Genomic DNA, 12,639 nt, shown 5'->3' on the forward strand with positions numbered 1-12,639 from the left:
CGGGGTGTCCCGACAACGCCGCGAGGGCGCGTGCCGGACGTCGCGGGGCAGGCGGGACTGCCGACACAGGCCCTTGGGGCCTGTGCCGGGAGTATCTCTTCGGGGGCGCGTGGACCTAACCCGTCTTCAGTGCGTGGCCCGGTCTGCCGCTTCGCGCGTGATGTCGGCGTAGTGGCGGAAGAGGGCCGGGCGGGTTTCGCCCTGGTCGCGTGCGTACAGAGCCGCCCAGCACTGGGCGATGAGCTCCCGGGCCTGGGTGCCGGGCCAGGGCTGGGGCAGGAGTTGGGGCGGCAGCAGCGGGTCGGGAGCCATGGCGCGGGAGAGTTCGGCGGCCAGTTCGACGGCGATGGTGAGGAGTGCGGACGACGAGAGTTCGGCGGAGCCGGTGAGACGGGCCAGGCGAGGCTCGGCGATGCGGCTCAGTCGGTGGTAGCGGTCGGCGATCTCCTGTAGGGGCCACAGGCGTCGGGCGAGTTCGGCAGGCTCCTCGGTCTCGCCCCTGCGCAGGTCCGTCGTCGTGAGAAGCGTGAGCGCGCCGTGGGCGCTCAGGCGGTGGGCCGCGTCTTCGACGTAGGGTTCCCATGCGTTGGCGCAGACGTACAAGCCGCCCTGGAGCGGTGCACCGCCGAGGTGGACGAGCGTCTCGCGCAGCGTGTCCCGGACCGTGCGCGCCGATTCGGGCACCGCGAAGGCCACCAGGTGCCAGACGCCGTCCCAGGGCGCGGCCCCGGCGTCCTGCTGGAATGCGTGCCGCAGGAACTCCGCGTTGGGGGCGAGGTCGCGTGTGGTGTCCGTGGTGGCGTGCAGTTCCGCCTTGCGACCTCGGCCCTCGTGGGTGAAGCGGCCTTCGGCCACCAGGCGTTTGACGCACAGCCGTACCTGTTGGTCGCTCATGCCCAGGGTGTTGGCGACGGTGTACAGCTCATCCGCGGCGACGGTGCCGTTCTCGCGGATCAGCGCGTGGACGAGCATACGGGTGGGGACCTCGACGTGGTCGGTGTGGTCGGTCTCGGTGCTCACGGTTCTCTCACTTCTCCTGTCGCGACCGGGCGGTGCATGGTGGTCACCGCGCCGAATCCGAGCAGACGGCGCAGGTAGGGCGTGCGCTCGATCCGTACGGCCGTGAAACCGAGCCTCTCGTACAGAGCCCTCGCGCGCGGGTTGGTGTCGATCACGTCCAGTCTGATCTCCTGGCAGCCCTGCTCCGCCGCGATGGCGGCCACTTCCGCGATGAGCAGGCTTCCGACGCCCCGGCCGCGCATGTCCGGGTCCACGGCGATGCCGTCCATGACGAGCTGTCCGGGGCCCGGACGACGTTCGAAGAGGGCGAGAAGCAGGAGCCTGTGCAGGCCCCGCAGGTGTCCGTACGCGCGCAGCACCGCGCGAGCCGATCCCCCGGTGAGGGCCCGCCCGCCATGCTGGTACCCGGCGAGTCCGACGACCTGCCCGTCGAGGAGTGCGCAGACCGCGCGGTCGGCGTTGAGGTGCGCGGCGATGAAGGACACCGCCTTGTCCGGCGGGTTCAGGGCAGGGCCGAGCTTGCGGCCGAAGGCCTCCCAGTACAGCTCGGCCGCCCGTCGCGCGGCTCCGGCCGGAAGGCCTCGCTGCACTGTCACCGGTCCGCTGTGCCCTCTCATGATGCGCCCCGTCATGATGCGCCCCCTCCTTCTCCCCGGCTTCGTTCGATGAATTTCGTGGGCCCGCAGGCTCAGATACAAATCTATCAGGTTCGGCACGATCGTTTGTACAACGATAGTTTCACCAATCGCTCGAAGCAGTCACTCGAACCGAACCCGACCGGAGGCAGCCCTCCCATGTGTCCGACGCCCCCTCTCCGACTCCGACTCCGACGGCGCGGAGTCCGCATCGCCGTCTGGTCACTCGTCACCGCCCTGGTCGTGGCCGCCGGCCTCACCGGCGTGGTGCTGTGGCAGAACTCCTACGACATGGACGAGCAGCGGGTCTCGATCCGCCACGGTGGCCACACCCTCAACGGCGTACTCACCACCCCCAGGGACGGCCGCAAGCAACACGGGCTGGTCGTGTACGTCCACGGCGACGGCCCCGTCGACGCCACCCACGACGACGGCTACAAGCCCATGTGGGAGGCGAACGCCCAGGCCGGGTACGCCTCTCTGTCCTGGGACAAGCCGGGGGTCGCAGGTGCGCCCGGCGACTGGCTCGACCAGTCGATGGACGACCGGGCCGACGAGGCGGCCGCCGCGATCGCCTGGGCACGCGCCCGTCGGGACATCGACGGGGAGCGGATCGGGCTCTGGGGCGCGAGCCAGGCGGGCTGGGTCATGCCGAAGGTCGCCGCGAAGACGCCCGTGAGCTTCGTCATCGCCGTCTCGCCCGCGATCAACTGGCTCCAGCAGGGCCGCTACAACCTCCTGGCCGAGCTGCGCGCCGACGGCGCATCGGCGGAGCGCACCGAGGCGGAGATCGCCAGGAGCGACACCATCCGTCGGCTGCTGCGGCGCCACGCGACTTTCGAGGAGTACGTCGGGGCGATGGGCGGCGATGCGGACGGCATGACCGCCGAGCGGTGGGGCTTCATCTCCAAGAACTACACCGCGGACGCCACGCGGGACCTCCGCGCCCTGCGCGGCATACCGGTGCTGCTGACCCTCGCGGACCATGACATCAACGTGGACATCGCGGACACGGAGCGCGTCTACCGCAGGGTGTTGGACGCGGGCGGCGTCCTGACGGTCGGGCGTTACCCGGACGCGACCCATTCACTTCTCAAGCAGTCCATCGAGCAGTCGGACCTCAGGCTCACCTTCACGGCCCTCTTCTCCCCCCGCTCGCTCTTCGCGGCCGGATTCCTGGACGACCAACGCCAGTTCGTCGAGGAAGCCACGTAGGTTCGTCGCATGAGTTCCGACACCAGCATGGCCTGGAAGTCCGACCGGATCGGGAGCGCGTTGCGCGGGGAGAACCCCTCCGTGCTGCGGAGGATGACGACGGGGTTCGCGGTCATCGGGGACGTGCAGTTTCTGCCGGGGTACTGCGTGCTCCTCGTCGACGATCCCGGTGTGCAGCGCCTGTCGGACCTGTCCAAGGAGCGGCGGCTTCAGTTTCTGTCCGACATGGACCAGCTGGGGGAAGCGGTCGAGCGGGCCTGTCGGCGGGTGGATCCGGCTTTTCGGCGCGTGAATCTGGAGATCCTCGGCAATACGGATGCCTTCCTGCACGCCCACGTATGGCCGCGCTACGAGTGGGAGCCCTCGGACGTCGTAGGCGTGCCGGTCTGGCTCTATCCCCGCGAACGGTGGAGTGACGACCGGTTCGCGCTCGGGCCGCAGCACGACGCGATACGGGCAAGTATCGGCGCCGAGCTCGACCGGATGCGTGGCTCAGGACCCTGACCTGCGGCTACGTGAGTGGGCCGCGTAGAATCTCCGGTGAGTACGCGGATATCCCAACCCGGACCGCCGCCGGTGCCCCCGTCCCTGCCGACCGTGAGGGAAGACGGGCCGACTCCTGCCCTTCTGCCATCGCCGTCCGGGTTTCCCGTCGGCCCTGCCCCGGAACCGCACTGTCTTGAGCACCGACGAAATCGTTGACGCCCAGCCCGTCTCGCAGCCCGTCTCCGGGCGCTCCCGTTTCCGCGCCCGTCTCGCCGGTCGTGCGCCCGCCCCTCCCTCGCCCGGCGCGGCGCTGCACAACATCAGCGCCGCGACCGCCGTGCTGCTGGTTCTGGTGGCCATAGGTTCCGTCATCCACGAGCCCGTGCTGATACCCCCGCTCGCCGCGTCCGCGGCGATCATTCACTGTGCGCCGGGGCTGCCGCTCGCCCAGCCCCGCAGTGTGATCGTCGGGCATCTGCTGTGCGCCGCCATCGGTTACGCGGTCGTCGCCGCGGCGGGCAGTTCGCCGTGGGCGGCGGCCCTCGCCGCCGGGGTCGGTCTCGCCGTGATGACCATGGCCCGTACCCCGCACTCCCCCGCGTGCGCGACCGCCGTCGTCATCGTCCTGAACGCACCGGGCCCCGCCACCTTCGTACCTCTGCTCGTGGGCTCCGCCGGGCTGCTCGTCCTCGCGGGCTGGGCCGCCTCGTACGCCCGTCCCAGGGCACCGCGCTACCCCGCCTACTGGTGGTGAGCCCGGCGGATATTCACGTGCCCTCGGTCATCGGGCTCGTTATCCTCGGACGCATGAACGTCACCGGCCCACACACCAACGCGACCGCGCGAGCGACCAGCTCGCCGGTTGCCGCCGCCTGACGTCTTTCCCTCTCTCCATCGGCGACCGGAAACGGCCCGCCGATGGCGACCCCGTGGCTCGTACCCGAACCACCGATGACCGTCGCTGGATCCTTCGTTGATCCATCACCGTGCGGACCCGTTGTCCGGTGCCTCCCCGCTTCGTACGCGAAGGAGCCACCTCATGAACACCGACCACGTCGTCCGCACGTTCGTCGACTACTTCCGGGAGCGCGGGCACCGCCGGATCACCGGGTCGACGCTGTTGCCCCCGCCCGGCGACCCCGTACTGTTCACCACCTCCGGCATGCACCCCCTCACCCCGTATCTGGAGGGGCGCCCGCACCCGCTCGGCGACCGGCTCGTCAACGCGCAGCGCTGTCTGCGGACGACCGACCTCGACGAAGTGGGTGACCCCACGCACCTCACCGTCTTCGAGATGCTCGGCACCTGGTCGCTGGGTGACTACGAAGGGCCGCAGAGTCTGCGGTGGGGGTACGAGCTCCTCACCGAGGGATTCGGGGTAGATCCGCGCATGATGCATGCCACCGTCTTCGGCGGCGACGACCGTACCGGCCCCGACACCGCTTCCCTGGAGGTGTGGGACGAGCTCGGCGTTCCCGTGGAGTTGACCGTGGAGGACAACTGGTGGTCCAACGGACCGACCGGGCCGTGCGGTCCCGACTCGGAGATCTTTCTTTGGACCGGCGGCGGGACCGGGGGCGAGGGCGTTCCGCCGCGGTCGTCGACGCCGAGCCAGGACGACCGGTGGGTGGAGATGTGGAACCACGTCACCATGCGCTACCGGAAACTCGACGACGGCTCGCTCGTTCCGCTCCCCCAGCGCAACGTCGACACCGGACTCGGCCTGGAGCGGCTGGTCTCCACTCTGCAGGGCAAGTCGTCGGTGTTCGAGAGCGACGTCTTCGAGCCCTGGCGGCTGCTCGTGCCGGGACTGTGGCCGCTGGACGAGACGTCGCTGCGGCTCGTCTGCGACCATCTGCGGTCCGCTGTCGTGGTCATCGGCGACGGGGTGCGGCCGGGCAACACCGGTCGCGGGTACGTGCTGCGTCGGCTGGTGCGGCGGCTGCTCACCGTCCTCTGGCGTGAGCAGCCCGGAACGCACGGTCCCAGTCTCGGAGATCTGCCGGAGATTCTGCTGCGGCACACCTTGGACCACTTCCGTCAGGACATGGACCCCGTCGACGTACGCGTGATCCTGCTAGACGAGGAGCAGCGGTTCCGTCGGCTGCTGGAGCGAGGACAGCGGGTCCTGGCCCAGCCGCGGTTCCGAGGACCGCTGGACGAGGAGCGCTTGCGGTACCTCCATGACACGCACGGTCTGCCGCGCGACCTCGTGCTCAGCCTGCGGCCCGAGTGATCGACACGGCGCGCGCGGGCAGGCGCGATCTACACGGCGCGCGCGGGCAGGCGTGATCTCAGACTGCCGCGTCCGCGATCAGCTTGAGCGCCAGGGCCTCCGTTTCGGCGTCCGCCTTCTCCGGGCTCCCGGTGTCGTACGGCGGGTCCGGGTCGTACTCGACGGCGAGCTGCATCGCCTGCGCCACCTTGGTGCTCGAGAGGCGGGCGGCGAGGTAGAGGCCCATGTCGATGCCCGCGGAGACGCCCGCCGCCGTGATGATCTTCCCCGCTTCGACGAAGCGTCCGGGCTTGTACGTCGCGCCGACCTTCTCCAGGTAGAACCGTGACGCCCAGTACGTCGTCGCGGGGAGGCCGCGGAGCAGGCCCGCCGACCCCAGGATCAGCGAACCCGTACACACGGACGTCGTCCACACCGAGCGGCGGTGGACGCGGCGGATCCACTCGTGGGCCTTCGCGTCGTCCATCATCGCCGTCACCCCTCGGTCCCCTCCCCCGGGGACCACCAGGACATCGGCGCCGTGCACGTCCCGCATGGCACGCTCCGCCACCAGGCTCAGCTCACCCGTGTCCGTGCGGACCGGGCCCACCTCGCGGGCGACCATCGTCACCCGCACGCCCGGCACCCGGCAGAGCACCTCGTACGGCCCCACCGCGTCCAGCGCCGTGAAGCCGTCGTAGAGGAGCACCGCGACCTCCAGCCGGCCGCCCCGGGACGCCGCCCGGGCCGGGCCGCCGCTCACTCCGACCGCTGCCGCGGCTCCCGCTCCCACCGCCCCTGACACCGCGCCCTTCAGCACTCCTCGCCTGCTCGGCCGCACCCGCCGGTCACCGTTCCTGGCGTCCGCGCCGAGTCCGTCATCTACGCCACCGCTGCCCGTGATCACCAATGACCGCCTCAATCGGGGAAGTTGATACCTCGTACACCCCAGTAGTCGTACGCCGCGGTCGCCGAGTTCCTCTCACTGAGTACTCCTTGGCCGGACACGGCATGCCCGCCCTGCACACTCCGGTCACTCCCGGTCACTTAGACTCGACCAATGGCCAAGTACTTCGACGTGCACCCCGACAACCCCCAGCGGCGCAGCATCAGCAGCGTGGTCGACGGGATCCGCTCCGGCGCGCTCGTCGCGTATCCGACGGATTCCTGTTACGCGCTGGGGTGTCAGCTCGGCAGCCGTGACGGCATGGACCGCATCCGGTCGATCCGGCAGCTCGACGACCGGCACCACTTCACCCTGATGTGCGAGAGCTTCGCGCAGATGGGGCAGTTCGTTCATCTCGACAACGACGTGTTCCGCGCCATCAAGGCCGCCACGCCCGGCAGCTACACCTTCATCCTGCCCGCCACCAAAGAGGTGCCGCGCCAGATGATGCACCCGAAGAAGAAGACGGTCGGCGTGCGCATCCCCGACCACACGGTCACCCAGGCCCTCCTCGCCGAGCTCGGCGAGCCGCTGCTGTCCAGCACGCTGCTCCTGCCCGACCAGGAGGAGCCGCTGACCCAGGGCTGGGACATCAAGGAGCGCCTCGACCACCTCGTGGACTCGGTCATCGACTCCGGCGACTGCGGTACCGAGCCGACCACCGTCATCGACTTCTCCGACGGCGAGGCGGAGATCGTGCGGCGCGGCGCGGGCGACACCTCCCGCTTCGAGTAACCCCGGCGGAGCCCGCCCAGGGGCGCGGGACTTCGGGGGGGGGGGGCTGCGCTCAGCCCGTCGGCGTGCAGCACCCGTCCTTCCGCATCGCGTGACCCACCTCCAACCAGTACGCCTCCCCCTTGTCCAGCCCCTCGTCCAGCCCCTCGTCCCGCCGCCGCTCGAACGCCGCGGTCAGGTCCGCGGTCCTGTAGAGGGTGCCGCCCCGGAGCACCGACACCGTCCGCACCATCGTGTCGAAATCCGTGAACGGGTCGCCGTCCACCACGGTCAGGTCGGCTAGTTTGTCCTCTTCGACCGTGCCCAGTTCACGGTCGAGGCCGAACACCCTGGCCGGTCGTACGGTCGCGGTGCGCAGTGCCTCCGCCGGGGTCAGGCCGCCCAGGTGGAGGGCGCGCAGGCCCAGGTGGAGGGCGAGGCCCACCGGGACGATGGGCTGGTCCGTGCCGAGGGCCACCTCGCCTCCCGCGGACAGAATGCGGCGGTAGATGTCGGTCTCCCTGCGAAGCGTGGCCAGCTGGGCCTCGCTCGGCGGTACGCCCGCCCCCGCCCGCACCGCCGCCGCGTCCCACGGCGGCATCACCGCGGTCACGCGTGGGTCGTCCGCGAGCGCCGGGTCCGCGCCGAGCAGGGGCCCCGAGGTGAACGGTGTGGCGATGAGGGAGAAGGCCGCGCCCCGCGCGCTGTAGATCTCGATGACGTCGTCCCACGCGCGGCCCGTCGCCGTGATGGCGTGCCCGAACTCCGCGCGCTGCGTGGCCTGCAGATGGGACGTCAGGTCCTGGCCGAGTTGGATGCCGGGCGAGAGGAGGTGGCCGCCCGTGCGCACTCCGAGCCTCTCGTGCGCGAAGTGCGCCGCCTCCTCCATCACCCACCCCGGCGCCCGCACATAGGTTTTGACGAAGTCCCAGTCGAGTGCCGCCCCGCGTCGCAGCGAGCGCCGCAGCGCCGCGCGGCTGCGGTGGGCGCGTCCCATGCTGTACGCGACGCGGGCGCCGTCCAGCAGTTCGCCGGACGTGAGCAGACGGGGGCCCGCCAGTTCGCCCGCGTACACCGCCTCGCGGATGCGGGCCTGTTCGTAGGCGAAGCCGCCGAGTGAGACGGCCGTGGTGATGCCGTACGTCAGCTGGCCCGCTGTCTGACGTCCGCCGTAGGTCGTCTGCCAGGGGTGCGTGTGCGTGTCCCACAGGCCGGGGACGACCGTGTGGCGCGAGGCGTCGACGCGGCGGTCCGCGGGGCGGGCGGGGCCTGCGGGGCGGTGGGGGCGTACGGAGGCGATGCGGCCTGCGCGGACCACGATGTCGACGTCGTCCCGCACCTCGTCCCCGGTGCCGTCCCACAGGCGGCCCGCGTGCACGACGACGTCTGCGGGCGTGGGCCTGCGCTGGTCCATGGGTACCCTCACCGTGCGCGGGCGCTCGCCGTTCGCGCCGACACCGATACCGGCGCCGATGTCGATGAGTCGCAGTTTGCCGCTCGACAGGTAGAGGAGTGACTTGGAGTCCCCCGCCCACGACGGGTGGTCGGCCGGTTCGTCGGTGAGGACCCGTAGTGCGCCGCGCGGTGTGCCGTCGGGCCGCACGGGCAGCAGGCACAGTGCCGATTCCACGATCACGGCGAGCCAGCGGCCGTCCGGTGACCAGACGGGTCCCGAGTCGTACCGGTCGGAGAGCGAGGCGTGCGGGGCCACCGCGTGCAGACGGTCCGCGCCGGTGCTCGCGTCGACGACGCGGATCAGGTTGTAGCCCTCGCGGAAGCGGTGGTTGATGCGGTTGCGGTCGCAGAGCGCGACGTACCGGCCGTCGGGCGACCAGCTGGGCCGCCCCGGGAGGCCTCCTCCGCCGAGCGGCGTGACCAGTGTGCGTTCGGCGCCGGAGGCGAGGTCGCGTACGACGAGGCGGCCGGTCAGGTCGAGGCAGGCGAGGCGTTCGCCGTCGGGCGAGAGGACGGGGTGGACCCGGCCTCCGGGCGCCAGTGCGGTCTCGGTTCCGGTGGCGAGGTCGTGGCGGTAGGCGCCGAGCAGTCCGTCGCGGTCGTCGGCGTAGACCAGGGACTTGCCGTCCGGCGCCCAGGTCGGGCCGAGCAGGTAGCCGGTGGCCGGGGCGCGGTGCAGGCGCCGGGGTGGTTTACCGCCCGACGTGTGCGCAAGCCAGAGCGAGTTGAGCGCGGCGAAGGCGATCCGGCGGCCGTCCGGCGAGAGCGCGGGCAGGTGGATGCCGCGCGTGGGGCGGGCTCGCCCGAGGCCCAGGTCGTACTCCTTGACCCGGTAGTGCGGGCGTTCCACCGGCAGGGTGGCCTCGAAGGGGATCACTTCGGGGTCGCCCGCAGACAGACGCCGACCAGACTTCTCGGAGCCGCGGGGGCTCTCGGGACGTACGAGCGTGAAGCGGCCGTCCACCGTGAGCAGCAGCCTCCCCTCCTCCGTCCAGCGCGGCGGCACGGGCGCCAGATCGCCGACACCGGCGAGGGCTACGGGCCTGCCGTCGACGACCAGCGTGCAGGACCCGTGCGGCGCGGCCGTGGTCCGCAGGTAGGCGAGGCGTTCTCCGTCCGGGGACAGGGCGGGCGTCATGACCTGGGCCGTCGCGGTCTCGGTGTGGGTGACCGTGACCTGGCCCGCCCCGCTCGCGGGGACGGACGCGATGGTGCGGGCCTCGAGCGTGCTGCCCGTCTGCGTCGCGACGGGTCTGCCGCGGACGAAGAGGAGCCGTCCGCCGTCCGGTGACCACGTGGGGTCGAAGTCCTCCCACGGCCCGTCCTGCCAGGGGCCGTCCTGGCCGGGGCGGCCGGTCACGCGGACGATGTCGCCGCTCGCGAGGTCCAGGACGTGGATGCGGTACGAGCCGCCGCGCACCGGATCGCCGCCCCGCTCCGACGCGAAGGCGATGCGCGAGCCGTCGGGCGACCAGGCGGGGCCCCGGTCGTCCCAGGGCCCCTCGGTGCGCTGCCGCAGGCCCGACCCGTCGGCGCGCATCGTCCAGATGTGGAAGCCGCCGTCCTGGTACGCGCAGAACGCGACCGACGTCCCGTCCGGCGCGTACACGGGACGGTTCGGTTCCAGGCCCGCCGGTGTCAGCGGCACCGCGTCGCCGCCGGTGCGGGGCAGGGACCACAGGGTGGCCTGCGCCTCGACGATCAGCCGGTCGGCGGCCGGTGCGAGCGTCGCCGCGCCGTTCGTCACGCGGGTGAACGAGAGGGGGACCGCGGTGCGCGGCCTGGCCGGCGCCGGGGTCGCGGTGCCGAGGGCGGCGACGGCCCCGGACGCGCCCGTGACGAGGAACAGTTGACGTCGGGAGAGAGGCAACACGGTGTTGTGCCGGTCACGGTCCATGACACAGAACACTCGCGCATCGGCACCGTCGTGTACACCACCCATCGACGCCAACACGCCGATGCGTCGGCTCGCTGTCGCCTACGTGTCGAACTCGCCGAGCCAGTCGCGCTTGAGGAGGTGCTTCGGCAGGTACGGCGACGTGTCGTCGACGGGGAAGTCCGAGTCGTACGCCAGGCATGCCAGCGCGAGCGGGCCGAGGGCGATGCGGCTGTACAGCGCGGTGGCCCCGACCCCTGCCCGGTCCTTCCAGTACCGCTCGTGGTGGGCGAGCGCTTCGGTGAGGGCCTCGGCGAAGGCGGCACGGTCGCCCGCGATCAGGCGGTGCATGAGGGCGGCCGGCTGGTAGTCGATCAGGTTGAGGAAGTCACCGGCGGTGCGGGTCGCGATGTGGGGGTGGGAGGTCTCCATGGTGGCGATGAGGTGCTGGACGACGTCGTCCATGGGCTGCCTGAGCCAGAACGCCCGCAGTGTCTCGATCCAGTGGAAGACGTACTCGTCGACGGGGGCCGCCCGGCGCAGGTCGTCCAGCGGCACGTTGCAGAGGAGGGTCAGCCTGTCCTGTTCCCTGCAGACGGCTGCCAGGTAGAAGGCGTCGAGCCAGGCGCGGGCGTCCGCGCCCGGTACGGGTCCGGTGGCGGGCAGGTGCAGGGTGCGGTCGGCGATGCGGCACTCGACCGTGCCTCCGGTGGAGGCGGTCGTGCGGAACAGGGCCGAGCCGGTCTGCATCGCCCACACCCACGCCTCCCAGGTCTCCAGGCGGGCGCCGTCGGGGTCGGCGGCGAAGCGGACGTCGCTCAGCCGCTTCGTCGCGGCGAAGGTGTGGGCGACGCCTGCCTGGCTCTGCGCGAGTCGGGCGATGCCCTCGGCCGCGGCGGCGGGGTCGAGGTCGGCGGCGTCGGCTTCCGCTCCGACCGGTTCACCGCCGGGAACCGCGGGAGAAGCGGTCTGCTGTTCCGCGGGAGCGGGCGCGCTCTCCGCGTGCAACTTCTTCATCAGCTCCATCAGTTCGGGCGGCGGCACCACGGAGAAGGAGCGGGTCTCGTGATCGATGACGGTGAGGGAGGTCATCTGTCCCTCGTGCCACCAGTACAGTCGCGGCGAGAGTGCGCCCGGCCCGTCCTCGTGGGCACCAAGTGCGTACGCGCTCAGGTCGTTCACCGCGTCCACCACCGTGCCGTCCTCGATGGGGTGGAACGCCAGCAGGTTGCGGCTGGGCAGGACGACGAGCGCGCCGGCCTCCGGCAGTTCGCTGCCGGTGGTCGCGCGGGCCAGTTCGGGGAGCACGAGTGCTTTGCTCGCCACGAAGTGGGAGTCTCCGTAGACGGTCCACAGCCGCGCGCCCTGCGGTCCTGTCACCTCGTCGTGCTCGACGAGTTCGCGGATCAGGTTGTTGCGGGCCGCCACCCAGAGCTGGTCCAGTCCGGCGCGTGCCACGTCCTGGTCGGTGAGGATGCGCACGGAGGCGGGGGTGTCCAGGGCGAGCGCCAGGAGCAGGCCTTCGGCGACCGGGCGCGTGTAGCGGAAGCTGTTCGCCATCTCGCCGGGGAAGGCGTCGTCGGGCAGGAGCCGCAGCACGGTTGCTTCGAGCAGTTCCTGCGCGCTCTCCCTGCCCCGTGAGCCGTTCTCCAGCGTCGTGAAGTGCTGTTCTACCAGGCGGGGCCAGTGCTCCTCGGCCGTGGCACGGCACTGGTGCGCCAGGTTCGGCAGCGGGCTGCGGCGTCCGTCGCCCCACAGCACGGCGTCGCCCTCGATCCGCGGGCGTATCCCGTGGCGGGTGAGGAGGTGATCGGCTGTCAGGCTCCGCAGGCGTTCGGCCTGCGGGAAGGTCAGCATCGGCAGGTGGGGATCTGGTGCGTGGTGTTCGTTCACCCGGTGACTCTACGAAGGGAGGGCCCGGCACGTCACAAAGGGGGGTTGGGGACGTGAACGGAGGGAGGTCGGCGAGGTGAACAACGGAGGCGGCGGGGTGGTGACGTACGCCCTGGAGCTGACGTCTCCCGCGCGCGTACCCCCAGAGTCTGGCAGCGCGCGGTACCAGGGGTCGACGCAGCGG

The 12,639-nt window shown here is 71.4% G+C and carries 10 protein-coding genes; 5 read left to right on the top strand and 5 right to left on the bottom strand.

Features of this window, described 5'->3' with window-relative positions; all coding sequences use genetic code 11:
* Positions 1–126: 126 nt before the first annotated feature.
* Positions 127–972, bottom strand: coding sequence for a PaaX family transcriptional regulator C-terminal domain-containing protein (locus NOO62_RS01770; RefSeq protein WP_268775431.1), 846 nt, complete (start codon positions 970–972; stop codon positions 127–129).
* Positions 973–1,016: 44 nt separating this feature from the next.
* Complete coding sequence (locus NOO62_RS01775; protein WP_268775432.1) at positions 1,017–1,637, bottom strand: GNAT family N-acetyltransferase; 621 nt, start codon at positions 1,635–1,637, stop codon at positions 1,017–1,019.
* Between the two features lie 177 nt (positions 1,638–1,814).
* On the opposite strand from NOO62_RS01775, the gene NOO62_RS01780 reads away from it, so the two are divergent.
* The 4 genes from NOO62_RS01780 (at position 1,815) to NOO62_RS01795 (ending at position 5,592) form a co-directional block, all read left to right on the top strand.
* Complete coding sequence (locus NOO62_RS01780) at positions 1,815–2,870, top strand: alpha/beta hydrolase family protein (protein ID WP_268769103.1); 1,056 nt, start codon at positions 1,815–1,817, stop codon at positions 2,868–2,870.
* 9 nt (positions 2,871–2,879) lie between these two features.
* Positions 2,880–3,374 carry an HIT family protein gene (locus NOO62_RS01785; RefSeq protein WP_268769104.1) on the top strand — a complete coding sequence of 165 codons (495 nt, stop codon included), beginning with the start codon at positions 2,880–2,882 and terminating at the stop codon, positions 3,372–3,374.
* A 175-nt stretch (positions 3,375–3,549) separates the two neighbouring features.
* A complete protein-coding gene (locus NOO62_RS01790; RefSeq protein WP_268769105.1) occupies positions 3,550–4,110 on the top strand; it encodes an HPP family protein in 561 nt (186 codons plus the stop codon).
* A gap of 285 nt (positions 4,111–4,395) precedes the next feature.
* Complete coding sequence (locus NOO62_RS01795) at positions 4,396–5,592, top strand: alanine--tRNA ligase-related protein (RefSeq protein WP_268769106.1); 1,197 nt, start codon at positions 4,396–4,398, stop codon at positions 5,590–5,592.
* A 58-nt stretch (positions 5,593–5,650) separates the two neighbouring features.
* Here the strand turns inward: NOO62_RS01795 and NOO62_RS01800 are convergent, their stop codons facing one another.
* A complete protein-coding gene (locus NOO62_RS01800) occupies positions 5,651–6,478 on the bottom strand; it encodes a DJ-1/PfpI family protein (RefSeq protein WP_268769107.1) in 828 nt (275 codons plus the stop codon).
* A 153-nt stretch (positions 6,479–6,631) separates the two neighbouring features.
* Between NOO62_RS01800 and NOO62_RS01805 the strand changes: the two genes are divergently transcribed.
* Positions 6,632–7,252 (top strand): L-threonylcarbamoyladenylate synthase, encoded by a 621-nt coding sequence (locus NOO62_RS01805; protein ID WP_268769108.1) that lies wholly within the window; start codon positions 6,632–6,634, stop codon positions 7,250–7,252.
* A gap of 52 nt (positions 7,253–7,304) precedes the next feature.
* Here NOO62_RS01805 and NOO62_RS01810 read toward each other — a convergent pair whose 3' ends face one another.
* Together NOO62_RS01810 and NOO62_RS01815 are read right to left on the bottom strand one after the other, a co-directional pair.
* Entirely contained in the window at positions 7,305–10,583 is a 3,279-nt protein-coding gene (locus NOO62_RS01810; protein WP_268769109.1) for an amidohydrolase family protein, read from the bottom strand.
* A gap of 81 nt (positions 10,584–10,664) precedes the next feature.
* Positions 10,665–12,455, bottom strand: a complete 1,791-nt coding sequence (locus tag NOO62_RS01815; protein WP_268769110.1) for an immunity 49 family protein — start codon at positions 12,453–12,455, stop codon at positions 10,665–10,667.
* Positions 12,456–12,639: the final 184 nt, after the last annotated feature.

The sequence above is a fragment of the Streptomyces sp. Je 1-369 genome (assembly GCF_026810505.1).
Classification (GTDB): domain Bacteria; phylum Actinomycetota; class Actinomycetes; order Streptomycetales; family Streptomycetaceae; genus Streptomyces.